The organism is Pseudomonas sp. GW821-FHT01D09 (genome assembly GCF_059422465.1).
The window spans coordinates 506,945-533,082 of record NZ_JBWKWY010000001.1 but is presented as its reverse complement, the minus strand read 5'-3'; the positions used below and the strand labels follow the sequence as shown (position 1 = coordinate 533,082).

Below are 26,138 nucleotides of genomic sequence, written 5' to 3'. Positions count from 1 at the left end.
GTACACAACGCAATGATTGACCTGACCTGATGTCAGCACGGGCCCCGTTTGGCCTGAAAAAACCTTGCAGGAGCACCACCATGAGCAAGACACCCGATACCGAGCCGTCGCGGATTCGTGAAGGTTTACCCTTCCCCCTCGGCGCGACCTGGGACGGTCTGGGGGTCAATTTCGCGCTGTTCTCGGCCAACGCCACCAAGGTCGAGCTGTGCCTGTTCGACGACACCGGCGAAGTCGAGCTGGAGCGCATCGAACTGCCGGAATACACCGACGAGACCTTCCACGGCTACTTGCCCGACGCCCACCCGGGGCTGATCTATGGCTACCGCGTGTACGGGGTCTATGACCCGGCCAATGGCCATCGCTTCAACCACCATAAATTGCTGATCGACCCCTATGCCAAGCAACTGGTGGGCGAGCTCAAGTGGTCCGAAGCGCTGTTTGGCTACACCATCGGCCACCCGGATGCCGACCTGAGCTTTGATGAGCGCGACAGCGCGCCCTTCGTGCCCAAATGCAAAGTCATCGACCCGGCCCATACCTGGGGCAACGACCAGCCGGTGCGCACGCCGTGGGACCGCACCATCCTCTACGAAACCCATCTGCGCGGCATCAGCATGCGCCATCCTTCGGTCCCGGAGGCGGTGCGTGGCACCTGCGCCGGGTTGATGGTCGACGATGTGCTCAAGCATATCCGCCAACTGGGCGTGTCGTCGGTGGAGTTGCTGCCGGTCCACGCCTTCGTCAATGACCAGCACCTGCTGCAAAAAGGCATGACCAACTACTGGGGCTACAACAGCATCGCCTTCTTTGCCCCCGACCCGCGCTACCTGGCCAGCGGCAAGATCGCCGAGTTCAAGGAAATGGTCGCGCACCTGCACGAAGCCAGGCTGGAGGTGATCCTCGATGTGGTCTACAACCACACCGCCGAAGGCAACGAGCAGGGCCCGACCCTGTCGATGCGCGGTATCGACAATGCCTCCTACTACCGCTTGATGCCCGATGACAAACGCTTCTATATCAACGATTCCGGCACCGGCAATACCCTGGACCTGAGCCACCCCTGCGTGCTGCAAATGGTCACCGACTCCCTGCGTTACTGGGCCACGGAGATGCATGTGGATGGTTTCCGCTTTGACCTGGCGACTATCCTGGGGCGTTATCACGACGGTTTTGACGAGCGCCACAGCTTCCTCGTCGCCTGCCGCCAGGACCCGGTGCTGCGCCAGGTAAAAATGATCGCCGAGCCCTGGGATGTGGGCCCCGGCGGCTATCAGGTGGGCAACTTCCCGCCAGGCTGGGTGGAATGGAATGACCGTTTCCGCGACACCGTGCGCGCGTTCTGGAAAGGCGATGACGGCCAACTGGCGGACTTTGCCGGGCGCATGACCGCCTCCGGCGAGATGTTCAACCAGCGCGGGCGCCGGCCCTACAGCTCGGTGAACTTCATCACTGCCCACGACGGCTTCACCCTGCACGACCTGGTGTCCTACAACGACAAGCACAACGAAGCCAACGACGAAAACAACCAGGACGGCAGCAATAACAACCTGTCGTGGAACCACGGCGTCGAAGGCCCGACCGACGACCCCGCGATCAACGCGCTGCGCCTGCGCCAGATGCGCAACTTCTTCGCCACCCTGCTGCTGGCCCAGGGCACGCCGATGCTGGTGGCCGGTGACGAATTCGCGCGCACCCAGCACGGCAACAACAACGCCTACTGCCAGGACAGTGAAATCGGCTGGGTCAACTGGGACCTGGATGAAGACGGCAAGTCGCTGCTCACGTTCGTCAAGCGCCTGATCAAGCTGCGCCTGGCCTACCCCATCCTGCGGCGCGGGCGCTTCCTGGTGGGCGACTATAACGAAGACATTGGGGTCAAAGACGTGACGTGGCTGGCCCCCGACGGCAACGAAATGACCATTGAACAGTGGCAAGACAGCCAGGGCCGTTGCCTGGGGATGCTGATGGATGGCCGCGCCCAGGAAACCGGAATTCGCCGGCCAGGCGCCGATGCCACGCTGCTGCTGGTGGTCAACGCGCACCACGACCTGGTGAATTTCCGCTTGCCCCAGGTGCCGGATGGCGGCTTCTGGACCTGCATGGTCGACACCCACCAGCCGGCCGTAAGCGGCCAGGAGCGCTTCGATTTTGACCACGAATACGCCGTGACCGGGCGTTCGCTGCTGCTGTTTGAACTGCAGCATGAGCCAGCGGCGTGAAAAGGGCTCGACGTGTTTCTACCAAGGGCCTGATGCACTCACCCTGAAAAAAATACGATTTTGCCCGACGACGGCGCGACGAATCCCCGGCTATGAACAATACTCATAGACGGCAATCCAGGATTCGGAGCGCCAGCGTGCCGTAATGGCCTTGCGCCATAGCGACAAAAAGGAGAGTCGACCCGTCAACGGGGTACGACCTGCATCATCAGGACAAGGACGTGACATTGATCAAACCCGCCCCTCTGCACGACAGTCGCCGCCTGCCGGCGCAAATCTGGAACAGTGCGCCGCAGTTGGCGCAAATCCCCACCATCAGCCCTTCCCTATTGGTGCCTCCTGGCTCACGCGTTGTTGTCGTTGCCCCCCACCCCGGTGATGAAGTGCTGGCCTGCGGCGGTTTGCTGCAACTGCTCAGCACCCTCGATTACCCCTTGAAGCTGATCTCGATCACCGACGGCAGTGCCAGCCATCCGGGTTCCAACCAGTGGTCGGCGCAGCGCCTGAGCGTGTTTCGCCCCCAGGAAAGTGTCGAGGCCCTGCGCCGCCTTGGCTTGCCCCTGCACAGCCTGAAGTGGATTCGCGGCGGCTTTTGCGACAACGCCCTGGCCGCCCGTGAACCCGCCTTGAGCCAATTTATTGCACGCTACCTGCAACCCGGTGATGTGGTGTTTACCACCTGGCGCAATGATGGCAATGACGACCATGATGCTGTCGGCCGGGCTACCGCCATCGCTTGTGCGCAGACCGGCGCGCGCCTGCTGGAGTTGCCGATCTGGGCCTGGCACTGGCCCGCCCGCGACGCCGGCCGCATGCCCTGGCAGTGCGCGCGCAAGGTGCGCCTCGACACCTGGAGCGTGGCGCGCAAACGCCACGCAGCCCACGCTTATGCCAGCCAGTTGCTTGGCGACCCGCTGATCGGCCTGGCGCCGATGCTACCGCCGGTGCTGCTGGAGCGCATGCGTGAACCCTATGAGATTGTGTTCCTGTAACTGGTCTATACCTGTTAATTCTGACAGTAGCGGGCCTTCCCGCCGGTTGCTAACGTGAAACAAGCGCTGCACAGGTTCAGGTGCAGTCGAGAAAGCCATGCCAACCCCTTGCACTGGCGATGTTTTACGATCAGGAAACCTGCTGTCCCTTCTCGTTATCGTGCTTCACGTTGCCATGGCCCTGAGCGTGCCTGCCCTTGCAGGCGGCAAGACGTCATCTCCCATCGAACGAGGGTGGATCATGAGCACACGGCGATATTCCCTGCTGTACCTGGGCATCTGGATGGCCAGCGCGACACTGATGTTCCCCCTCGCGCCACCGGCCGACGCAGCGTGTACGCCGGCAGTCACCGCCGGCGACGACACCACCACCTGCGACAGTGGCAGCACGCCAGGCTTTACCGACCTCAATGGCCATAACACCCTCAACCTGCCCGCCGGTGGCAATGGCGCCATCACCAGCGCGGTGACCTTTGGCGATGGCAACGATCGGGTGCAGGCCCATTCGGGCAGCATGGGTGCCCTGAACATGGGCAACGGGGCGAATACTTTGCGCGTGGAACTGAATGCCGTGGTGGGCCCGGTAACCCAGGGCGATGGGGCCGATAGCGTACAAATCAGCGGCGGCACCGTCGGCGCAATCAGCCAGGGCGCTGGCATCGACACCTACACGCAAAGCGGCGGCCGCGTGGCCAGCGTGGCCCAGGGCGATGGCCGGGATACGTTCATGATGAGTGATGGCGAGATTGTTGGCGCCTTTGAAGATGGCGATGTGGCCACCCAGTCCGGGGGCACCATCGGCCGCGTCGATATGAAGCTCGACAATAACTTCTACACCCTGCTAGGCGGGAGGATCAACGGCAACCTGGTAACCGGTTTTGGCCTGGACACCATCACGGTCTCCGGGGGCTATATTGGCGGCAACGTCAGTGTCAGCGGGGGCAACGACCTGCTGACCCTCAGCGGCGGCGTGATCAATGGCCAGATCCTCATGAGTTTCGGCAACGACCAGTTCAACTGGATCGGCGCCGGCACGATCAATTCCACGGTCAATATGGGCGCGGACAATGATACGGCGCTGCTGCAGAACCTGACGCAAGCCATCCTTGCCCCTACGCCCTTGATCGATGGCGGCCTGGGCAGCGACACCCTGACCTTTGACAACACCCAATCGGCCACCGCAGAACGCTACATCAATTGGGAAACGGTCAATCTCAACAACGGCTCGCGCTTTACCCTGGCCGGCACTTTCAAGCTCGGTGATAGCGCCAGCGCCACAGGCGCCTTGAATATCGACGCCAGCAGTGTACTGCTGGTTAGCCAGGGAGCCATCACGCCATTCACCGCTAGCCAGTTGGCCACCCTTAACAACAGCGGCCTGATCGATATGACCAGCGCCAGTACCAGCGCCACCGACAGCCTGACGGTCAATGGCAACTACACCGGCAACAACGGCCAGATTGCGCTGCAAAGCGTGCTGGGCAGCGACGGCTCGGCCAGTGACAAACTGGTGGTGAACCAGGGCACGCTACAGGGCACCACCCGCCTTGACGTCAGCAACCTGGGCGGACCTGGGGCCCAGACCCTGAGCAATGGCATCCAGCTGGTCGAGGCCCTCAACGGTGCGACGGGCAGCGACCGGGCTTTCAGCCTGGCGGGCGGCTCGGTGTCCGCCGGGGCGTTTGAGTACTTCCTGTTCAAGGGCGGCGTCACCGCAGGCTCCGAACAGCAGTGGTTCCTGCGCTCTGCCGTTGTCGCGCCACCGCTGCCCGACCCGGAGGACCCGGTGGTGCCGCCGCCGGTTCCCGCCGTGGGCACACCGGTGGACTTGCCAACGTCCGTGCCCGGTGCCGAGCCGATCCCGCTCTATCGCCCCGAAGTGCCGGTGTATTCGACACTGTTTCCGGCAGCCCAGCAGACGGTACGGGCCATGCTCGGGACCTACCACGAGCGCATGGGCGACCAAAGCCGCCAGACCGGCACCGGCTCATTCCCGGCGGGCTGGGGCCGGGTCTATGGCAACAGCCGCCGCCAGGCCTATGCCGGCACGGTCAGCCCACGGTTGGACAGCTCGGTCAGCGGTTTCCAGGTGGGCAGCGATCTGCATGCCTGGACCACCGCCAATGACCAGGTGCAGCGCCTGGGGTTCTTCGTCGGCCATAGCCGCCTGCGGGGCAATGTGGATGGCTTCAACCGAGGTTGGCAGCACCTGGATGCCGGCAAGACGACCTTGCGCGGTGACAGCCTGGGCCTGTACTGGACCTTGATTGATCCGAATGGCTGGTACGTCGATGTGGTGCTGATGGGCACCCGCCTCAAAGGCAGCAGCGAGTCTGATCGGGGGCTCAAGCTCAAGACCAAGGGGCATGATGTACTGGGTTCGGTGGAAGTGGGCATGCCGCTGCACATCACGCAAAACTGGGAGTTGGAGCCGCAACTGCAACTGATCGCCAATAAAACCCGGTTCGATCGCGAGCATGATGGGGTCTCCGAGGTGGCGTTTTCAGCCGACACGGCCCTCACCACCCGGCTCGGGGTCAGGCTGCGGGGCAGCTATCTGCTGGCTTCAATGCCGATCCAGCCCTATGTCCGCGCCAATGTCTGGCACGCGTCCTCCGGGACCAACCGGGTGCGCTTCAATGACGTCACGGATATCGATACCGAGCAGAAATCCACCACCCTGGGCCTGAGTGCCGGTGCCACGTTGCAGGTTTCCAGACAGTTCAGCCTGTATGGCGAGTTGGGTTATGAAGGCAACCTGGACAGCAATGCCCTGGATGGGCACCAGGGCACTGTTGGCGTCAGGATGGCGTTCTAGCACGATGGACTATTGGAACACTTGGGCTTCGCCATCGACGGTTGCACTGATCCAGCGTGGCTCCATGGGATCGCTCCATACCGAACGGGGTGGCGTCCCGCCATCGCTGATCAGGATGCGCCTGCCCGACTGGCTCCACTCCTGCATCCGCGCCTTGAACGCAGCCGGGTAATCGGCTGCCCGGCAGGTGATACCGGCCCAGGGGTCGACGACCCAGGCGTCGTCCCACTCCGGCCCCACAAAGCCTTTGCTGCGCGGTTGCCCCGGCGGCCCACCGACAATCGCGAAGGTATGGCCCTTGACCTGGGCGATCCGCGCACTGCCGCCACTGGCATTGATCGTATCAACGGCGACCTTGGCCATCTGGTCACAATTGCCGGCACCGGTCTTCAGGACCATTTCGGAATAGTTCGGCGCGCCCGTGCGTGTATAAAGCCAACCCACCATTTCCGTCGCCGTCTCGCTGCGCGCGGCCTCACCGGCCAGCCCAGGGACCTGTTGGTTGGCTGAGCGGATGCCTGTGGCCTGGAACTGCTCGTCAACCGCTTTTCTCGCCCCTTGTGCATACACGCGGTTCTGTTGTTCGGCCGACAGTTGGGCAAAGTCAGCCGGCTTCTTGACCGGCGCCAGGCGAATCGGTTTGGCCGCGATCACCACATGCCCGGGGTTGTTGCCCGCCGCGTACACCCCCATCAGGACTTCGCGCTGTTTCTCGGGGGAAAGGCCCTGCAAGACGCTGGCAAGATGGTTGATCTCCGCGGGCGACATGGGTTCGTCAGCCACGATTTTCTTGATCAGGCTCTCAAGGCTGGGCAGCACCACCAACGGATTGTCCGGAAGCCCCTGCGCCACGAAACCGTAGACATCCTTGTATTGGTCATACTGCTTGATGAATTGAACATCCAGCGCATCATTGCGGGTCATCCGGTGAAAATCGAGTTGCCCGTTGCCTGTCAGCTCGGCGTAATAGTGAACACCGGTATCCGCTTCGACCACTACGTACTGGTGGCCGCCATGGTTGATCTTGATCCCCCGGATGACACGCTGATCATTACTCATATCGCTGATCGCATCCATCTTGACCACCACCGTATCCTGGTTGATCGCCCGGGGCACACCGAAATCGTCATAGCCAAAATCCGGCTCGTTGACCAGCGTGCCGCTTGTGCGAGGCTTGTAGGTCACGGGTTCTACACTCGCCATCGGCAGCAGTTCCTGGTTTCCCGCTTCATTGACGCGGTAACGACGGTGCTCGTGGATCACCGTGCGCGGCCCTTTTCCAGGCCCGGCCCCCGGAATCAGTCGCCGATGTTCAAGGGCCTGGGCGTCCTGGAAGACCGACGTTCCTCCTGGCTCGATCTGTTTGGTGTAGCACAGGTCGTTGAGGTCGCGTTTCAAGCGCCGGCCGCCGCCGCCACACGTCAGCACAAACCCTTCAAATAGCCCGCTATCGTCGGGGCCGCCGAGTTTGATCAGGCTCTCGGGTTTTTTCGGGTCATAGCGATAGACATCGTCACCGATTATCACGTCGCTGTGGTTGTGCCTCTGCAGAACCCGGGCCTGGTCACTGGAGATCCCTTCGGGCACCCGCAACGTCTTCCCTTGCCCAATGGGCCTGGGCGTCAGGGGAATTTGTGGGGTAACGTCGTAACGGCCTCGGCCAGGCAGTTTAAGGGCCGCGGACTGTTTGAACTTGCCGAGGCTGGCCTGGAGATTTTTCAGGCCCTCGCCCTGATACTTCAGCACACGACGCCCACTGCTACTCAACACGGGCATCAACGGGTCGAGAGGGTTGAGGTTGCGCGCAACGGAACCTGCGAACTTTTTCACCAACGGTGCAAATTTTGGCAGCAGGGCCCGCACGCCGATCTTGCCTGCCGTGGACACGAGGCGCACCGAGCCTGCGGCAAACTTGCCCGCCGGGCCGGCGAACGTCAGCAGCCCATCGGTGATCAGGTCTTTGATGCCTTGCTTGGTATCACCCTTGATCAGGTTCTCGATGCCACTCCAGAACGGAATAACCATCTGGCCGACGCCTTTGACCCGCTCCCAAAATGCGTCATCGTTTTTATGTGCCGCGCTTTCCCGGGCAGGGTCGGACTCGGCCCATTTTTTCAGCGTGTCCTCATCGACATAAAACAGATCCGTGGTAATGGCCTTGGTGATCGCCACTGAACGTTCGGACGCCAGGGTGTGCGGCACCGCATCTTTAGACGGATTGCCCGCCGCTGGAAAGTGCGCGAGCTGTTGCGGTACCACGATGGAAAAGCTCTTGGGTTTGGGGCCCTTGCCGGCCTTGTAGTCTGCCCACTGTTGCTTGAATTCGACCTTGCTGTCGGGGCGGGTATGGCGCACTACCAACTCTTCAGAAGGCGTACCATCAGCGGTATGGTCAATTGAAATAAAATCCTTGCCATAGTTTTTATCGGTGGGGTTGTAGGACTCCAGGATCGGCTTCAAGTCGTCGCGCCGGCGGGCGATGCCCTTGACCGGGTTCATTTCGTAATAGTTTGTCTCACCCTGGTGTACCGCCTTGAGAATAAACGCCGGACGTGTGATTGCCGCCTTTTTCTCCTCGTCTGTCTCATCGGTGCCGGGTTTTGTCCGCAGGGCATACAGCGTTACGTCACCCCGTTCAATCGCCTCGCGGTCCTTTAGCGGCAACTGGGCCAATTGGTTGTGGATAAGCGTTCCGTAGGCGACCTTGGTGTCGGCCAGGTATTTGTCAAACGCCCCCTGGAACTGTCCTTCATCATAAACAGGGTATTGATAGAGAATGTCCGAGGGGGTGATTTTCTCGCCGCTGGCATGCCTGTACAGCGCAAAAATAGGGCTGATCAGGCTCAGTAATTCGGTACGGGAAGTGCCCTTCTCCATACGCTCAAAATAGTCCTTGCGCATCGGCACATCGGCCATCATCTGCTCGGTTGCCGCGACCACACCGGCACTGTGCTCATCAAATGCAGTGGCCGCCTTATTGATATCCTCCGGCGAATAGCTTTCCTTTTGCGCGAGTACACCTTGTGCCACCGCCCACTCCAAGGTCGCCTGGGTCCGGGTCGACGTTATAAGTGCCCAGTCGTTGTCCGTGGTCGCTTGCTCGCTGAGCTTGCCAGGCAGATCGACCAGTTGTTGAAAACCCATGCCCCGCGACGAGCCCGGTTTGATTGTTTCGGCCAGATTGACGCCATGCTGGAAGTTCACCCACACCGCCGAACCCCGGTAAGGCAGGTCCGCCGGCATATCACGCACGGCAAAGTCGGCCGGGAACTGGGGTTGTAGAATATAGGCCGCCAGAGACGCCTGATCGCTGGAAAACTGCTTTGAATCGACCAGGTGTTGCCTGAACGCGGACTTTATCGACGGGTAGCTTTGGCCCCAATGGGCACTTGAGGCCAGATTAAAGCCGGCCACCTCCCCGGGTTTACGCGCCTGTAGCGGGTCCAGGCTCAAGGTCAGGGCCTTGAGCAACAGCTTGACCTTGACGCCGGGCGTAATCACGCCATCCAGGGGGAAATCGGCCCCACCCAGGGTTCCTAACAACTGCTGAACCCGTTCATTGGCCTTGGGCGATTTGAGTATCAGCTCCAGCACGGCGGCCGGCGTGCCCTGGGCTTTTTTCAGGGCCTGTGGCGAGAGTTCTTCGGTCAACTGGCTGAGCAAAGGTTTTTTGTACTTGGCCTCTTGCTCGGCGACCCAGGCCTGGATCGCTGGATCATTGCTCTTGCGCAACAAGCCATCCACATCACTGGAAGCATCATCCAGGCCCAGGGCAATTTCGCTGCGGGCGTCTTCCACGGCGTTAATCGCCGCTTGCACCTGCTCCGATGTCTTGGGGTTGGAGGGCACTATCGCGTAAAACGCGAGCATGTTATCCAGCCGATTGGTACCCGGTTGGGTGGAGCCATTGGCGGGTATCAGCGGCGAGTCTTTGTTGAGAAACAAACTTTTATTGACGACGGCATTGGGGGTGTTCAGCGCGTGCAGCACCCGCAGTATTTCATCCAGATCACCGAGTTTTCCCCGCACTTGCGCCTGGTGTGAGGTGGCCGCTGGCGCAGGCGGTTGCACCAACGTCAGGCTGGCATTGCCTTCGGAAGCGGGTGGCGTGTCGGAGCGTTGCAAGGTGGGAGCGGCAGCAGGCAAAAATCGTGTATTCAGGTGGACAGGCGTCATGATTATTCGTCTCTGGCAGTGATACACCGGCCCAGCGACAAAACGATTAGGACTGGGGAACTACGCCTGATCGCTGGTCATTCTTATGTGGCGCACACGTAAGAAAATGTTCCAGACAGATTGGTAACCGCGTTCGTCAGGCCATTGTGGTTAAACCACGATGGCCTAGCCGCCCCCTTCACGCCTGGCTCAGTATCAGCACCGCCAATGGCGGCAAGTTCAACGCCAGCGACACCGGCTGCCCATGGTGGGGCTCATCCTGGGTGAACACTTCGCCGCCATTGCCGTAGTTGGAGCCGCAATAGGTGTCGGCATCACTATTGATCAGCTCTTTCCAACTGCCGGCAAAGGGCACGCCCACCTGGTACGCCTCACGGGGCACCGGAGTGAAGTTGGCCACCACCAGCACCGCCTTGCCGTCCTTGCTCCAGCGCAGCCAGGCATAGACGCTATTGATCGCATCGTCGCCAATCAGCCACTGGAAGCCCTGGGGCGCGGCGTCTTGTTCATGCAGCGCCGGCTCTTGGCGGTACAGGCGGTTAAGGTCGCCCACCAGTTTCTGCACGCCGCGGTGTTCCGGGTATTGCAGCAAGTACCAGTCCAGTTGCTGGTCGTGGTTCCACTCGCGCCACTGGCCGAATTCACAGCCCATGAACAATAGCTTTTTGCCGGGGTGCATCCACATAAAGCTCAGGTAGGCCCGCAGGTTGGCGAATTTCTGCCAGCGGTCGCCGGGCATCTTGTCGATCAGCGAGTGTTTGCCATGCACCACTTCATCGTGGGAAATCGGCAGCACAAAGCGTTCCGACCAGGCATACACCAGGCCGAAACTCAGCTCATTGTGATGATGGGCGCGGTACACCGGGTCCTGTTGGATGTAATGCAGCGAATCGTGCATCCAGCCCATGTTCCATTTGTAGTTGAAGCCCAGGCCACCCTGCTGGGTCGGCTGGCTGACGCCCGGCCAGGCGGTGGACTCTTCGGCGATCACCAGGGCCCCGGGGGCTTCCAGGGCGACCACGTCATTCAAATGCCGCAGGAAGTCGATGGCTTCGAGGTTCTCGCGCCCACCGTGGCGGTTGGGCACCCACTCGCCGGCTTTGCGTGAATAGTCGCGATACAGCATCGACGCCACCGCATCCACCCGCAGCCCATCGATATGGAAATGCTTGAGCCAGTGCAGCGCCGAGGCCAGCATAAAACCGTGGACTTCGGTGCGCCCCAGGTTGTAGATCAGCGTGTCCCAATCCTGGTGGAAGCCTTCCAGCGGGTTGCCGTATTCGTACAGCGCGGTGCCGTCAAACTGGGCCAGGCCGTGGGCATCGGTGGGGAAATGCGCCGGCACCCAGTCGAGAATGATGCCGATACCCGCCAGATGGCAGGCATTGACGAAGGCGCCGAACTCATCGGGCGAGCCAAAACGCGCACTGGGCGCGAATTGCGACAGCGGCTGGTAGCCCCAGGAGCCACCGAAGGGGTGCTCCATGATCGGCATCAGCTCGATATGGGTAAAGCCCAGTTGCTGCACATAGGGAATCAGCCGCTCCCCCAGTTCGCGCCAGCTATATTGGCGCGCCACTTCGCCCAACTCATCGAGCTCGCATTGCCAGGAGCCGACGTGCAGTTCATAGATCGACAACGGCGCACTGGCCGCCTGGCGTGCGCCACGGGCCTGCATCCAGGCCTCATCGGCCCAGTCCACCTGTAACGGCGCGGCGACTTTCGACGCGGTGTCAGGTGGCAGTTGCGTGGCCAGGGCCATGGGGTCGGCCTTGAGCGGCAGGATGCCGGCAGCGCCGAGGATTTCGTATTTGTAGGCGGCGCCCGCTTGCAGGCGCGGGATAAAGATCTCCCAGACCCCGGCGGGATGTCGCAGGCGCATCGGGTGGCGGCGCCCGTCCCAGATATTGAAGTCGCCCACCACCGACACCCGCCGCGCATTCGGCGCCCACACCGCAAAACGCACGCCCTGGATGTCATCGACGCTCATCACCTGGGCCCCCAGGCAACCGCTCAAGTTGCGGTGATTGCCTTCGGCAAACAGGTACAGGTCCATCTCGCCGAGCAACGGGCCGAAACTGTAGGGGTCTTCGGTGATCTGCTCGCCACCGGCCCACTGGATCTGCAACAGGTAGCCCTGGCGCGTGGCGAAATGCCCGATAAACAAGCCCGGCACCGGGGTGGTATCCAGGCTGCCAAGCACTTCGCCGCGGTCCCGGGCCAGCACCTGTACACTCAAGGCCTCCGGCAGGAATGCGCGGATAACCTGGCCGCCCTGCTCATCGTCGTGGGGCCCGAGGATCGCAAAAGGATCTGGATGTTCGGCGCGCACCAGGGCTTCAATGTCCTTGGGCGCAGGCATGACAGCGAACTTCGATTGCAGCGGTTCTTTATGTGTAAAGCTCATGGTTTCTCCCACCTTGAGGTTCGCGCGCTTGGGCTGACCGTCATTAATAACCTTCCAACAACCCGTGCAATCCGCGCAATGGCACCGCCAGCCAGGTCGGACGATTCTCTGCCTCGTAGGCCACTTCGTACGCGGCCTTCTCCAGGCTGAACAACGCCAGTGCCGCCTGCGCGCCCTTGGCATCCTGCCAGTCATGCGCCAGTGTAGACGTAGCCTGTTGATACGCCTGGATAAACGCCTGGCGCGCTTGATTCAGGTAACGCTCCGCCACGCGCTGGCATGCCGCATCGGCGGCGGCCGAGTGCTCCAGGCCTTGGCCTTGCACATTCAGGGCCATGGCGGCGGCATAGTCGAACGAACGCAACACGCCGCTGACGTCTTTGTATGGGCTGTGTTTGCCCCGGCGCTCGTGCAGCGGCCGTGCGGGCTCACCTTCAAAGTCGATCAGGTAGGCATCGCCCTTGACCACCAACACCTGGCCCAGGTGCAAATCACCATGCACGCGGATGCGCAAACCGCCTACCGTGGCTTTCGCCAGGGCCTGTACATGGCTGGCAATCGCCTTTTCCTGGGTCAGTAGTTGAGTGACCAGGGCCTGGTCGGCCGGGTTCAATTCAGGTTGGTGCTGTTTGAGCAACTGCAGGGCACGCGCGATCTGCGCCCCCACCTGTTTGGCCCAACCCTGGCTGTCCTTGACCGAGGTGACTTGCGGCTGGAAGTCCGGGTTGGCCGTTGGCGCAGCCAGGACCTGGTGCATTTCCCCCAGCCGCTGCCCGAGCAGCCCGGCGAAATCCGCCAGTTCACCCAGGGCGTTGTAGTGCTGCTCCTGCTCGGACATGGCCTCGGCCAGCTCATCGCGGATGGCCCGTTCCAGGTTGTTCTGGGTCCAGCCCCAGGCGTCGCCCTGGTTACTGAGATAGCCCTGGGCAATCATCAACAGAGTGTCCTGGCCCTCGGCATCGCGACGGATCACCGACCCCAGCAGCGGCGAAATATGCCCATAGCCGGCGGCGGTCAGGTAGGCGCCCATTTCCAGTTCCGGGTGAACCCCGGCGCTGACCTTGCGGATCAACTTGAGCACCAGGCTTTCGCCGACCACCACCGAACTGTTGGACTGTTCGGCCGCCAGGTAACGTACTGGCAATTCATCCCCCAGCGGCAGGTCGGCCAGTTGGGGGGTGGCTTGGAAACGGATCTCGCCGTCGCTGCTGCTGAGCACGGTCTGGGCGCGCAGGCCCTCGAGCACCGCACGGATATAGCTGTCGAGGCTGAAGGCATCGGTGATCAAGCCCACCTGGCGTACCCGGCGCACCCGCGCCAGGGCCAGTTGTTGCGCCAAGGCTCCGCTGAACTGGTCTTCGCCCAACAAGCCGAATGGCAGTTGGTAACGGCTGGTCTGCCCGCCGCTGGTCACTTCAATCTCACTGAGCAGCACCGGATGCTGGGCATCGCCAAAACGTACGCCATAGGCGATATGCACGCGCTCGATGGCTGAGCCCTTATTGGCAAACCAACGCCGCTTGGGCAGCCAGCTAGGCAACGAGGTCTGCTCCAGGGTGGTGCGGCACGGCGCTTCGAGCAATTCTTCGAGGCGTTTTTTCAACACCAGGGTGGTGAAGTCCGGCAGGCTCTGGGCCGGTTCCACATGCCAGCTGGGCATCTGGTTTTCGGCGGCGAGCACGAACCAGTAGAAGCCATAAGGGGCCAGGGTCAGCAGGAAATTGAGCTGGCCAATGGGGGGGAATGCGTTGCCGCCGAGCATTTCTACCGGGACCATGCCGGCAAAGGCTGACAGGTCCAATTCCGCCGCCTGGGCCGTGCGCGAGACGTTGGCCACGCACAGGATGATTTCAGGCTTGCCATCGACGCCGGTGTATTCGCGGGTGTAGGCCAGGATCCGGCGGTTGCTGGGCGAGAGCATTTTCAGGCTGCCGCGCCCGAAGGCCTTGGACTGCTTGCGGATCGCCAGCATGCGTCGGGTCCAGTTCAGCAGCGAATGCGGGTCCTGGGCCTGGGTTTCGACGTTGACCGACTGGTAGCCGTAAAGCGGGTCCATGATCGGCGGCAGCACCAGGCTGGCCGGGTCGGCGCGGGAAAACCCGCCGTTGCGGTCGATGGACCATTGCATCGGCGTACGCACGCCGTCGCGGTCGCCCAGGTAGATATTGTCGCCCATGCCAATTTCATCACCGTAATACAGGGTCGGTGTGCCAGGCATGGACAGCAACAGGCTGTTGAGCAGCTCGATGCGGCGGCGGTCGCGCTCCATCAAGGGCGCCAGGCGCCGGCGGATGCCCAGGTTGATGCGCGCGCGGCGGTCGGCGGCGTAGTAGTTCCACAGGTAATCGCGCTCTTTGTCGGTGACCATTTCCAGGGTCAGCTCATCGTGGTTGCGCAGGAAAATCGCCCATTGGCAGTTGGCCGGAATCTCCGGGGTCTGGCGCAGGATATCGGTGATCGGGAAGCGATCCTCCTGGGCCAGGGCCATGTACATGCGTGGCATCAGCGGGAAGTGGAAGGCCATATGGCATTCATCGCCGTCGTCGCCCTTCTGCTCGCCGAAGTACAACTGGGTGTCTTCCGGCCATTGGTTGGCTTCGGCCAGCAGCATGCGGTCGGGGTAGTTGGCGTCGATCTCGGCACGGATCTGCTTGAGCACATCGTGGGTTTCGGGAAGGTTTTCGTTGTGGGTGCCGTCGCGCTCGATCAGGTATGGGATCGCGTCCAGGCGCAGGCCGTCGATGCCCATGTCCAGCCAGTAGCGCATCACCGACAACACGGCTTTCATGACTTGCGGGTTGTCGAAGTTGAGGTCCGGCTGGTGGGAATAGAAGCGGTGCCAGAAGTACTGGCCGGCGACCGGGTCCCAGGTCCAGTTGGACTTTTCGGTGTCGAGGAAAATGATGCGGGTGCCGTCGTACTTCTGATCGTCGTCGGACCACACGTAGAAGTCCCGGGCGCTGGAGCCGGGCTTGGCCTTGCGCGCCCGCTGGAACCATGGGTGCTGGTCGGAGGTGTGGTTGATCACCAGCTCCGTGATCACCCGCAGCCCGCGCTTGTGCGCTTCGGCGATAAAGCGCTTGGCGTCGGCCAGGGTCCCGTAGTCGCTGTGCACGCCACGGTATTCGGCGATGTCATAACCGTCGTCGCGGCGTGGCGAGGGGTAGAACGGCAGCAGCCAGATGGTGTTCACGCCCAGGTCGGCGATGTAGTCGAGTTTGGCGATCAGCCCGGGGAAATCACCGATGCCGTCGTTGTTGGCGTCGAAATAGGATTTGACGTGAACCTGGTAAATCACCGCGTCCTTGTACCAGAGTGGGTCCTTGATAAAGGTGGCAGCCTTGGGTTTCTTCGCCATTGGAAACTCCTGGATAATTCAAAAAAATTGACAGACAGGACGTGCTCAATGTGGGAGCGGGCTTGCCCGCGATAGCGCTGGATCAGTTGATGGATACGTGACTGAAACACTGCTATCGCGGGCAAGCCCGCTCCCACACTCGATCGCCGCCAGCATCAAGACTGGGTGACGCGCCAGATGCCAAACGGCAGGTGGGGCTCGATGCGCATCCATTGGGTCTTGCCGTACCAGGTCCAGCGATGGCCATTCATCAGGTCTTCGCCCTGGACCTGGGCGTCGTCCGGCAGGCCCATCTCCCACAGCGGCAGCTCGAAATGCGCCTCCTGGGGGTTGAACGGGTCGAGGCTGACGGCGATCAGGATGAAGTTGCTGCCATCCTCGCTGCGCTTGCCGAAGTACAGGATGTTGTCGTTGAACGCGTTGTAGAGCGTCAGCCCCAGGTGTGTCTGCAGCGCCGGGTTTTGCCGGCGGATGCGGTTGAGCTGGGCGATCTCGGCAATGATGTTGCCGGGGGCGCTGAAGTCCCGAGGGCGGATCTCGTACTTTTCCGAGTCCAGGTACTCTTCCTTGCCCGGCACCGGCGCGCTTTCACACAGTTCAAAGCCCGAATACATGCCCCACAGGCCCGAGCCCATGGTGGCCAGCGCCGCGCGGATCAAGAACCCAGGGCGGCCGGATTCATGCAGGAAGCCTGGGTTGATATCCGGGGTATTGACGAAAAAGTTCGGCCGGTAGCATTCACGCCAGGGCGACTGGTTGAGTTGGGTGAAGTACTCGCTGAGTTCGGCCTTGGTGTTGCGCCAGGTGAAATAGGTGTAGCTCTGGGAGTAGCCGACCTTGCCCAGGCGCGCCATCATCGCCGGGGTGGTAAAGGCTTCGGCGAGGAAAATCACCTCGGGGTGCCGGGCCCGTACGTCGCTGATCAGCCACTGCCAAAATGGCAGCGGCTTGGTGTGGGGGTTGTCGACGCGGAAGGTCTTCACGCCCTCCTCGACCCAGCCCAGCACGATATCGCGCAACTCCAGCCACAGGCTGGGGATCGCATCGGCGGCATAGAAGTCGACGTTGACGATATCCTGGTATTTTTTCGGCGGGTTCTCCGCGTATTTGATCGTGCCGTCCGGGCGCCAGTTGAACCAGCCGGGGTGCTGCTTGAGCCACGGGTGGTCCTGGGAACACTGGATGGCAAAGTCCAGGGCAATCTCCAGGCCATGCTCGGCGGCAGCCGCCACCAGGCGGCGGAAATCCTCGCGGCTGCCCAGTTGCGAATGGATTGCATCGTGGCCACCCTCCTCGCTGCCAATCGCATAGGGGCTGCCGGGATCGTCGAGGCCGGCGCTCAGTGCGTTGTTCTTGCCCTTGCGGTGGCTGCGGCCGATGGGGTGGATCGGCGGGAAGTACAGCACGTCAAAGCCCATGTCGTGGATCATCGCCAGGCGCCCATGCACGTCATTGAAGGTGCCGTGGCGCGCCGGATCGTCGGTGATCGAGCGTGGGAACAGCTCGTACCAACTGGCAAACAGCGCTTGGGGGCGCTCCACATCCAGTGGATACACCGGGCTGATACTCAGGTAGGGGCGCAGATCGGCCTGGGCCATCAGCTGTGCACTGTGTTCGTGCAGAAACAGCGCCACCTGCTCGGTTTCCAGGAGTGCGGACAGTTGTTGATGCAACTGCTGCAATTGCGCCTGCAATTCGCCTTCGCTGCGTTCGGCCGCTTGCAGCACCTGCAGGCGGCCTTCCTGCAGCTCCAGGCTGACCGGCACGCCGGCCGTGTGTTTCTTGCCCAGTTCGTAGCAGAAACTGGCGAAATGGTCGATCCACGCCTCTACGCAATATTGGTGCGGGCCCTGCTGGGTGACGTCGAAAGTGCCTTCCCAGGTGTTGTTGCCCTTGTCTGCCATGACCTCGCTGTGCCAGTTGTCTTCACTCAACGACCGCCAGCGAATCAACACGGCCAACTGGTCATGCCCGTCAGCGAACACCTTGCTGGTAACGTGGATGGCTTGCCCTTGCACGGCCTTGACCGCGAATGCGCCGGCATCAATCACCGGCATCGTGTCTTCAATGGCGATCCTGGGCAGCAACAGTGCCTGGGACAGCGGTAATGCGGATATTTCAGGCGTCATCGAGCATCTCCCCTTACGCCCCATGGACGCTCTTGTGCTTGATTGCTGCAGGCGGGCTCTTGCTGAGCCGGCCACATAAGGTCCGAGCCCGGTGGCCGGCGCAAAGTTCAGATGGATGTGCCGCCACTGGGCGGGAATCAATCGGCCATGGCGGTTGTCCACCGATTGAGCAAAGCACAAACGAGGCCACCGCGATGAATATCCCGATTCCTGCCCAAACCCCAGACCCGAATATTGATCACCCCACCTTGCCACAGACCGAGCCAGAGCCGATCCCTGAGCCGATCCCTGAGCAGGAGCCTCCGGAAAGCGTGCCACCGGCAAAGGAAGAACCACCGACGACTCTGCCGCCGGTTATCGTATAGGAGCCCGAAGCTAAGGCTTGTCCAGTCGCTTCACTGCTGAATACCACTGGCGCCAGTACGGTGCTCAGTACCGCGGTGTGTCCACTCCTCTGGCACAGAATCCTCCAACACCTTAAGGAGAACATTCCCACCAACAGGGTAGACAAGGATTAACGTTTGCTTTGCCTCGGTGCTCTAGGCTGATTTCACACATACCTGCAACTTCATATCCGTAGTAGGTGCTACGTCTAGAGGACTGACCATGTCGATCATCAGTAACCAACCCAGAGCCCCTCATCCAATCCACACAACTGAGCCCCCATCCGACGCCCAGAGCGCAGGGCGGGACCGAGGGCCAGACGGTACTTCACCCACGCGCACCGCGATAAGTGAATTTATACGCGAGAAAAGTCTCAGAGAACTGCACGCCTTTATAACACCCGAGAATGTCATTGAGTTACTGCGTAACCCCAGCTCTAAAAAGAACGCTGAAGTCTTGAAGAAGATTAATGATCTATTGACTGCGCAGAGTATCAACTCATTGCTACGGGGCCCCTATGCCAAAGAAAATGGCAAAATCCTCACAGAATTAGCCTCTCTATTTACAGACAAAATCAATAACGATCTTCTCACTATTGGGGAGGAAGTGCTCAAGAGGATGAAGGATGAAAACGAAGAAAGAAGATACAACATGTATTACCAACTGATCTCTGTCGGCACTGACGGTGACAATGGCGTCCTGAATCTCATAACCGAATGGCAGCATACGATGGACAGTCTGCAGCGAGGTTTCCAGCAAAGTGATAAGACAGCAGGCATCTTTTTAGAAGTCGGCTCTCGCTTGAGCAAGAGCAGAATCAGTAAGAACGCCGACGGTTGAAGGCCAGCACCGGTGATTCGGTGATTTGATTGACCTGGATCAGCATGCCCCCAGCGCTGTTGATCCAGGCACGAGCCCCACGGCTTGCGGGGTGCTGCACATTGTCGCAGGCGCGCCTTAAAAACCCATCTGATCCGCTTTTTATCGTTTTACCTGAGTCTGTTATGCAAACAGATCGCGGCCCATAGTTTGTCGGCCTGATGGAGGCTGATGAGCGAAAGACCATGAGCGATAGAATCCCCGTCCGATTAGTAGAAAACTTCGAGCCTGCACATCCAAAGAAGATGAAGGCCAAGTCCAGCGACAACCAGATCCATACCCGTAGTTTCACCGGCCTGTTCCGTACCTTGCGCATAAGCGGTGCGGGCTTTTTGTTCCTGGCGTTTTTTGGCACCGTGTGGCTGAACTGGGATTCACGCCAGGCGGTACTGTGGGACTTGGCTGAAAGCAAGTTCCATATCTTTGGCGCGACCTTCTGGCCCCAGGACTTCATCCTGTTGTCGGCGCTGTTGATCATCTGTGCTTTCGGCCTGTTTGCGATCACCGTGTTTGCCGGCCGTGTGTGGTGTGGCTACACCTGCCCGCAAAGTTCGTTTACCTGGCTGTTTATGTGGTGCGAAAAGATCACCGAAGGCGAGCGTAACCAAAGGATCAAGCTGCAGGCCGCGCCCTGGGGCGTGAACAAGCTGGCGCGCCGGGCCGCCAAGCACACGCTGTGGCTGGCCATCAGCGTGCTGACCGGCCTGACCTTTGTCGGCTACTTCACGCCGATCCGCCCCCTGGCCGAAGAGCTGCTGACCTGGCAGATGGGCGGTGTCAGCCTGTTCTGGGTGCTGTTCTTTACCGGCGCCACCTACATCAATGCCGGCTGGCTGCGCGAAGCGGTGTGCATGCATATGTGCCCGTATGCGCGGTTCCAGAGCGTGATGTTCGACAAGGACACCCTGACCATTTCCTACGACGCCGCCCGTGGCGAAAGCCGTGGCCCGCGCAAACGTGATGTAAACCCGGCCGAGGTCGGCCTGGGCGACTGTATCGACTGCCACTTGTGCGTGCAGGTCTGCCCCACCGGCATCGACATCCGCGACGGCCTGCAAATGGAATGCATCGGTTGTGCGGCGTGCATCGATGCCTGTGATTCAATCATGGACAAGATGGGCTATGCGCAGGGTTTGGTGGGCTACACCTCCGAGCATCAGTTGCAAGGTGGCAAGACCCACCTGCTGCGGCCACGGTTGATCGGCTACAGTGCGGTGTTGCTGGTGATGATCGCCGCGTTGGTGATGGCGTTGGTGCAGCGGCCGATGGTGTCGCTGGACGTGACCAAGGACCGTGGTATGTTCCGCGAAAACAGCCAGGGGCTGATCGAGAACATCTACAGCCTGAAGATCATCAACAAGACCCAACTGCGCCAGGATTACCACGTAGAGCTGGTGGATGGCGAAGGCTTCCAACTGCAAGGCAAGACCCAGATCAGCCTGGCCCCCGGGGAAATCACCGATGTGCCGGTGTCTGTAGCCTTGACCCGTGACAAACCGAGCAGCAGCTCGCAAACCATCCGTTTCAAGGTGACGGATAGGGATGAGCCAAGTGTTTATAGTGTCGCCGAGAGCCGTTTTGTGGCGCCGCTGAACCGCTGAGACAGGTGGGAGTGGGCTTGCCCGCGATTACGGTGTGTCAGTCGAACTATCGGCTACTGACACACCGCCATCGCGGGCAAGCCCGCTCCCACATTTTTACCTGTGTAGACCCTAGGATCACGATGAAACGCTACGAGAAATTTGCCGACGACATCGCTGAACTGATCCGCTCCGGCGTCCTCGGACCGGGCCAGCGGGTGCCGTCAGTGCGCTATGCCAGCCAGACCTATGGCGTCAGCCCGTCCACGGTGTTCCAGGCCTATTACCTGCTGGAGCGCCGTGGCTTGATCCGGGCGCGGCCGCGCTCCGGGTATTTCGTCAATACCCATGCCCCCAGCCCGTTCTCGGAACCGGCGGTCAGCGCCCATGTGCACGAGTCCACCGAGGTGGACGTCAGTGAACTGGTGTTTTCCGTGCTCGATTCGATCAAGGACCCACAGACCGTGCCCTTTGGCTCGGCCTTTCCCAGCCCGACGCTGTTCCCCCTGCAACGCCTGGCCCGCTCCCTGGCCAGCGCCAGCCGCGAAATGGACCCGCGCATGGTGGTCACCGATATGTCGCCGGGCAACCCGCAACTGCGCCGGCAAATCGCCCTGCGCTACATGGTCGGCGGTTTGATGTTGCCCATGGAGGAGCTGCTGATCACCAACGGCGCCCTCGAAGCACTGAACCTGTGCCTGCAAGCAGTGACCGAGCCCGGCGACCTGGTGGCCATCGAAGCCCCGGCGTTTTATGCCTGCCTGCAGGTGCTGGAGCGCTTGAAGCTCAAGGCCGTGGAAATCCCGGTGCACCCGCGTGACGGCCTTGACCTCAAGGTGCTGGCCCAGACCCTGGAGCGTTACCCGATCAAGGCCTGCTGGTGCATGAGCAGTTTCCAGAACCCCATGGGCGCCACCATGCCCGAGGTCAAGAAACAGGAGTTGGTCGAGTTGTTGCGCGGGCATCAGGTGCCGCTGATCGAAGACGATGTGTACGCTGAACTGTACTACGGCCAGCAGGCACCCAAGCCGGCCAAGGCTTTTGACACCGAAGGCCTGGTGATGCACTGCGGCTCCTTTGCCAAGAGCCTGGCCCCCGGCTATCGCGTCGGCTGGGTGGCGGCCGGCCGCTATGCGCAAAAAATCGAGCGCCTGAAGTTGATGACTTCACTCTGCGCCTCGATGCCGGCCCAGGCAGCGATTGCCGACTATTTGCAACACGGTGGCTACGATCGGCACTTGCGCAAACTGCGCTATGCCCTGGAAGAGCAGCAAAGCGCGATGCTCGCCGCCATTGCCCGCTATTTCCCGGCGCAGACCCGGGTCAGTCAGCCCGCCGGCGGCTACTTCTTGTGGCTGGAGCTGCCGGAGCAGACCGATTCGCTGAAACTGTTCCAGATGGCCCTGGCCCAGGGTATCAGCATCGCGCCGGGGCCGATTTTCTCGCCGACCCAGCGCTTTCGTAACTGCATCCGTCTGAACTACGGCAGCCCCTGGGATGAGGCGGCGGAAAAGGCCATGGAAACGCTGGGGCGGATTGTGCGTTCGTTTTGAGGGCAGGCTTGAAATAAACCGGCCAAATAATCCCGTTGGAAGGTGCCATTTAGCGGTTTAGGATCAGCGTGTTCTCATTAAAACAGAGCGAGACGCCATGAATAATCTCCTGCCGCCATTTTTTTATTTTCCATTGCCCATCCCGCCCAACTACATGCGTGTCGCAGAACAGCGCGAAGTGCGCCAACTGGCTGGGCCAATGGGACGTCCTGCCGGGGATCAGCGTTCGGCGCAAAAAATTATCGAACAGAGCACGGTCTTGAAGCACTTCCTCGACGGGCATCACCGCTGGCAGTTGGAGCATGATCTCAAGCAGCATGTGGGTGACTGGACGCAAGCCAATCCAGACCCGGAATCACGCGCCAATGCGGCCTATGACCTGGAAAGAGTGTTGCGTTTTATCGATAACCTGAACGAGCGCAAGCTCGACGGTAGCGATGAGCGCAACGGCAAGATAGACGGTTTTGCCGAGAGGGGGGTCATCATCCAGCACAACTCGGAGGCGGACTGCCTGGACCAGTTCGCCCGCGAAGGTTACGCGGCGTTGCGTGCTTTTTGAGGTTCGAGCGGTGGCAAGGGGTTTGGCCCGTGTTATCGCCCGCCCCCGAGGTCAACAAACGTCCCCGTGGCATAGGACGCCTTGTCCGACAGCAGCCAGACAATCGCCTCCGCCACTTCATCCGGCCGCCCGCCACGGGCCATGGGAATCGCCGATTCAAGCTTGCTGACCCGCTCAGGATCGCCGCTCAAGGCATGGAAATCAGTGAAGATGTACCCGGGGCGCACGGCATTTACCCGAATCCCCTCGCCCGCCACTTCCTTGGCCAGGCCGATGGTGAAGGTGTCCAGTGCGCCCTTGGACGACGCATAGTCCACGTACTCGCCAGGCGAGCCCAGGCGTGCGGCCACCGAGGAGACGTTGACGATGCTGCCACCCTGCCCGCCATGCCGGGGCGACATGCGCAACAAGGCGTGCTTGGCACACAGGGTCGGGCCCAGCACATTGGTCTTGAGGGTTTTCAGGATACGGAATTCGGACATCTCATCGACGCGGGACTTGTGCCCGACAGTGCCGGCATTGTTGACCAGCGCAGTGACGCGGCCCAATTCGGCGTCGACCCGGTGGAACAGGCCAATCACTTCGTCTTCGATGCTGACGTCGGCGCGCACCGCAATGGCCTGGGCGCCCAGGGCGCGTACCTGTTCCAGTACCCGTAGCGCGGCGTCTTCATCGGACTGGAAATTGATGCAGATGCGATAGCCCTGCCGGGCCGCCAGCAAGGCCGTGGCGGCTCCGATCCCACGGCTGGCACCGGTGATGACGACAACTTTGTCCATCTGTACTGACTCCCCATTCAACTTCAGCTGTTGGGCCCAAGAATACCGGTGCCTGCCAGGTTTTGCATGGACCGGGGTCAATGCCGGTCAGGGGGCGGCCGGCGGCGGCGCCTGTTGTTCCTTGGCGACGATGGCGCTCATAAAGGTGTCTGGCGGCAACGGATGGCCCAGCAGGTAGCCTTGCAGCGAGTCGCACCCCAGGCGGGTGAGGAAGTTCTGCTGCATGTCGGTCTCCACCCCTTCGGCCACGATGCGCAGGCCAAGGGCCTGGCCCAGGGCAACAATCGCCGAGACGATAGCCGCATCGTCGCTGTCATGTTCGAGGTCACGGACAAACCCGCGGTCAATCTTCAGCTCATTGGCGGGCAGGCGCTTGAGGTACATCAGGCTGGAGTAACCGGTGCCAAAGTCGTCGATAGACAGGTCCACGCCCATTTCCGAGAGTTTTTGCAGCACCGTCATGCTGGCATCGGCATCGCTCATGGCCGTGGTTTCGGTGATTTCCAGGGTCAGGCTATTGGCCGGTAGCTGGTGGCGTTGCAGGGCCTTGGCAACGCTGGTGACCAGCCCGGCATGGCAGAACTGCAGGGCCGACAGGTTGACCGCAATGCGCCAGTCACGGTAGCCCAGGGCAAACCACAGCTGCATTTGCCGGCAGGCTTCGTTGAGCACCCAGTCGCCGATGGCGATGATCAGGCCGGTCTTTTCCGCAAGCTCGATAAACTTGTCCGGCAACAACAGGCCGTGTTGTGGATGCTCCCAGCGCAACAGGGCTTCGGCGCCGATGGCGCGGCCGCTGAGGGCATCGAACTTGGGCTGGTAATACAGGCGGAACTGCTGTTGCTCCACTGCAATGCGCAAATCCTGGAGCAGTTGCAATTGTTTGCGTGCATTGGTGTTCATCGACACATCGAAAAAGCTGTAGCCGTTTTTGCCCATGCTCTTGGCGTGATACATCGCCGCATCGGCATTCATCAGCAGCTCCTGGGGCGTGGCACCATTGCCGGGGAACATCGCAATGCCGACGCTGGCGGAGATGTTCAAGTCATGCTCGGCCACCCGGAACGACTTGTTGATCAGCCCCACCTGGCGTTCGGCCAGGCGCAGTGCATCGTCGGGCTGGCTCAGTTGCACCAGCAGCACAAACTCATCGCCGCCGATCCGCGCCAGGGTATCCTGGCTGCGCAGGTCTTCGCGCAGGCGCAGGCCGACCTCGCGCAACAACTGGTCGCCCAGATGATGGCCAAAGGCATCGTTGACCGGTTTGAAGCCGTCCAGGTCGATAAACATCAAGGCAAAACAGCCACCCTGCTCCGCCACCAGCTGTGTTGCCTGCTGGATACGATCGGCCAGCAGCGTGCGGTTGGGCAGGCCGGTCAGGGTGTCGTGCAGGGCCAGGTGGGTCAGCTCCTGGTTGGCCTGGGTCAGGGAGTCGGCCAGCACGGCGGTGCGCGCTTCCAGCCGGGCGTCGAGCAACGAGGTCAACAGGGCGATGGCCAAGACCGCCAGGGTGGTCACCAAGACCAGGTTATCCAGGCCGCTGCCGCTCAGGCCATCCACCGAGGCCCCGCAAAAGCTGCCATCGGCAAAGCGCGCCGCCGCCATGCCGGTGTAATGCATGCCGACGATGGCCACGCCCATCACCACCGCCGCGCCGCTTCGCGCCAGACGTACATAGGGGGTATTGCGCCGCAGCTTAAAGGCAATCCACAACGCGGCGGCCGAGGCGCCCACGGCAATCAGCAGCGAGGCGCCAAATAACGTGGGGTCGTAGTCGATGCCCGGCACCATGCGCATGGCGGCCATGCCGGTGTAGTGCATGGCACTGATGCCCGCGCCCATGATCAAGGCCCCAAAGCCCAGTTGCCAGGCCGGCAGGCGCGATTGGTTGACCAGCCACAGGGCGAACCCGCTGGACAACACGGCGATCAGCAGCGACAGCGCTGTTATGCCGATGTCATAGCCCAGGGTGATGGGCAGGCGAAACGCCAGCATCCCGATAAAGTGCATCGACCAGACGCCAATCCCCATGGCCAGGGCGCCACCGGCCATCCACAATTGCGCCGCCCGGCCCTTGGCGGTGGCGATACGCCCGGTCATGTCCAGGGCGGTATAGGAAGCCAGGATCGCCACAAACAGGGAGATCAGCACCAGTGCGGGGGAATAACTGCCGGTCAGCATGGGTCTTCTCGAGGCTGATAATGCGAACGGCGTCCATGCCGTGGAAAAGCTGGAGATTGTAGCGAGAATAATTCTTGGGCAGTTGGAATATTGCCATAACGCCATTACTGGCAATGTATCG

Annotated in this window: 13 protein-coding genes; 7 read left to right on the top strand and 6 right to left on the bottom strand. The window is 61.2% G+C overall.

Going from position 1 to position 26,138, the window contains the following annotated elements:
* The first annotated feature begins 80 nt into the window (after nucleotides 1-80).
* The 3 genes from glgX to AC07W7_RS02405 all read left to right on the top strand — a co-directional run bounded on the left by glgX (nucleotide 81) and on the right by AC07W7_RS02405 (nucleotide 6,032).
* Nucleotides 81-2,222: a glycogen debranching protein GlgX gene (glgX, locus tag AC07W7_RS02415; protein WP_495038570.1), complete on the top strand. Its 2,142-nt coding sequence runs from the start codon at nucleotides 81-83 to the stop codon at nucleotides 2,220-2,222.
* 230 nt (nucleotides 2,223-2,452) lie between these two features.
* Complete coding sequence (locus tag AC07W7_RS02410) at nucleotides 2,453-3,214, top strand: PIG-L deacetylase family protein (RefSeq protein ID WP_076961145.1); 762 nt, start codon at nucleotides 2,453-2,455, stop codon at nucleotides 3,212-3,214.
* A 241-nt stretch (nucleotides 3,215-3,455) separates the two neighbouring features.
* The gene (locus AC07W7_RS02405) at nucleotides 3,456-6,032 is read left to right on the top strand and encodes an autotransporter family protein (RefSeq protein ID WP_495038569.1); all 2,577 of its coding nucleotides are present in this window, start codon (nucleotides 3,456-3,458) and stop codon (nucleotides 6,030-6,032) included.
* A gap of 9 nt (nucleotides 6,033-6,041) precedes the next feature.
* Here the strand turns inward: AC07W7_RS02405 and AC07W7_RS02400 are convergent, their stop codons facing one another.
* The 4 genes from AC07W7_RS02400 to AC07W7_RS02385 all read right to left on the bottom strand — a co-directional run bounded on the left by AC07W7_RS02400 (nucleotide 6,042) and on the right by AC07W7_RS02385 (nucleotide 18,102).
* A complete protein-coding gene (locus AC07W7_RS02400) occupies nucleotides 6,042-10,208 on the bottom strand; it encodes a hypothetical protein (RefSeq protein ID WP_495038568.1) in 4,167 nt (1,388 codons plus the stop codon).
* A 178-nt stretch (nucleotides 10,209-10,386) separates the two neighbouring features.
* Nucleotides 10,387-12,615, bottom strand: a complete 2,229-nt coding sequence (gene glgB / locus AC07W7_RS02395) for a 1,4-alpha-glucan branching protein GlgB (RefSeq protein ID WP_495038567.1) — start codon at nucleotides 12,613-12,615, stop codon at nucleotides 10,387-10,389.
* Between the two features lie 43 nt (nucleotides 12,616-12,658).
* Complete coding sequence (treS, locus tag AC07W7_RS02390; protein WP_495038566.1) at nucleotides 12,659-15,973, bottom strand: maltose alpha-D-glucosyltransferase; 3,315 nt, start codon at nucleotides 15,971-15,973, stop codon at nucleotides 12,659-12,661.
* Between the two features lie 155 nt (nucleotides 15,974-16,128).
* Nucleotides 16,129-18,102, bottom strand: a complete 1,974-nt coding sequence (locus AC07W7_RS02385; RefSeq protein ID WP_495038565.1) for an alpha-1,4-glucan--maltose-1-phosphate maltosyltransferase — start codon at nucleotides 18,100-18,102, stop codon at nucleotides 16,129-16,131.
* 606 nt (nucleotides 18,103-18,708) lie between these two features.
* On the opposite strand from AC07W7_RS02385, the gene AC07W7_RS02380 reads away from it, so the two are divergent.
* From AC07W7_RS02380 to AC07W7_RS02365, 4 genes are all read left to right on the top strand, one after another.
* Complete coding sequence (locus AC07W7_RS02380; protein WP_076960996.1) at nucleotides 18,709-19,326, top strand: hypothetical protein; 618 nt, start codon at nucleotides 18,709-18,711, stop codon at nucleotides 19,324-19,326.
* 224 nt (nucleotides 19,327-19,550) lie between these two features.
* Nucleotides 19,551-20,966 carry a cytochrome c oxidase accessory protein CcoG gene (ccoG, locus tag AC07W7_RS02375; RefSeq protein ID WP_495038564.1) on the top strand — a complete coding sequence of 472 codons (1,416 nt, stop codon included), beginning with the start codon at nucleotides 19,551-19,553 and terminating at the stop codon, nucleotides 20,964-20,966.
* A 122-nt stretch (nucleotides 20,967-21,088) separates the two neighbouring features.
* Nucleotides 21,089-22,498, top strand: coding sequence for a GntR family transcriptional regulator MpaR (gene mapR / locus AC07W7_RS02370; RefSeq protein ID WP_076960998.1), 1,410 nt, complete (start codon nucleotides 21,089-21,091; stop codon nucleotides 22,496-22,498).
* 97 nt (nucleotides 22,499-22,595) lie between these two features.
* The gene (locus AC07W7_RS02365; RefSeq protein WP_495038563.1) at nucleotides 22,596-23,057 is read left to right on the top strand and encodes a hypothetical protein; all 462 of its coding nucleotides are present in this window, start codon (nucleotides 22,596-22,598) and stop codon (nucleotides 23,055-23,057) included.
* Between the two features lie 32 nt (nucleotides 23,058-23,089).
* On the opposite strand, the gene AC07W7_RS02360 is transcribed toward AC07W7_RS02365, so the two are convergent.
* Complete coding sequence (locus tag AC07W7_RS02360) at nucleotides 23,090-23,836, bottom strand: SDR family oxidoreductase (RefSeq protein WP_495038562.1); 747 nt, start codon at nucleotides 23,834-23,836, stop codon at nucleotides 23,090-23,092.
* Between the two features lie 87 nt (nucleotides 23,837-23,923).
* Complete coding sequence (locus AC07W7_RS02355) at nucleotides 23,924-26,017, bottom strand: putative bifunctional diguanylate cyclase/phosphodiesterase (RefSeq protein WP_495038561.1); 2,094 nt, start codon at nucleotides 26,015-26,017, stop codon at nucleotides 23,924-23,926.
* Nucleotides 26,018-26,138 lie beyond the last annotated feature (121 nt).

Bases quoted from the DNA above. Each gene is read 5' to 3' on its own strand.
- glgX (WP_495038570.1), top strand. From the start codon at position 81: ATGAGCAAGACACCCGATACCGAGCCGTCGCGGATTCGTGAAGGTTTA.
- AC07W7_RS02405 (WP_495038569.1), top strand. From the start codon at position 3,456: ATGAGCACACGGCGATATTCCCTGCTGTACCTGGGCATCTGGATGGCC.
- AC07W7_RS02400 (WP_495038568.1), bottom strand. From the start codon at position 10,208: ATGACGCCTGTCCACCTGAATACACGATTTTTGCCTGCTGCCGCTCCC.
- glgB (WP_495038567.1), bottom strand. From the start codon at position 12,615: ATGAGCTTTACACATAAAGAACCGCTGCAATCGAAGTTCGCTGTCATG.
- treS (WP_495038566.1), bottom strand. From the start codon at position 15,973: ATGGCGAAGAAACCCAAGGCTGCCACCTTTATCAAGGACCCACTCTGG.
- AC07W7_RS02385 (WP_495038565.1), bottom strand. From the start codon at position 18,102: ATGACGCCTGAAATATCCGCATTACCGCTGTCCCAGGCACTGTTGCTG.
- AC07W7_RS02380 (WP_076960996.1), top strand. From the start codon at position 18,709: ATGTCGATCATCAGTAACCAACCCAGAGCCCCTCATCCAATCCACACA.
- ccoG (WP_495038564.1), top strand. From the start codon at position 19,551: ATGAGCGATAGAATCCCCGTCCGATTAGTAGAAAACTTCGAGCCTGCA.
- mapR (WP_076960998.1), top strand. From the start codon at position 21,089: ATGAAACGCTACGAGAAATTTGCCGACGACATCGCTGAACTGATCCGC.
- AC07W7_RS02365 (WP_495038563.1), top strand. From the start codon at position 22,596: ATGAATAATCTCCTGCCGCCATTTTTTTATTTTCCATTGCCCATCCCG.
- AC07W7_RS02360 (WP_495038562.1), bottom strand. From the start codon at position 23,836: ATGGACAAAGTTGTCGTCATCACCGGTGCCAGCCGTGGGATCGGAGCC.
- AC07W7_RS02355 (WP_495038561.1), bottom strand. From the start codon at position 26,017: ATGCTGACCGGCAGTTATTCCCCCGCACTGGTGCTGATCTCCCTGTTT.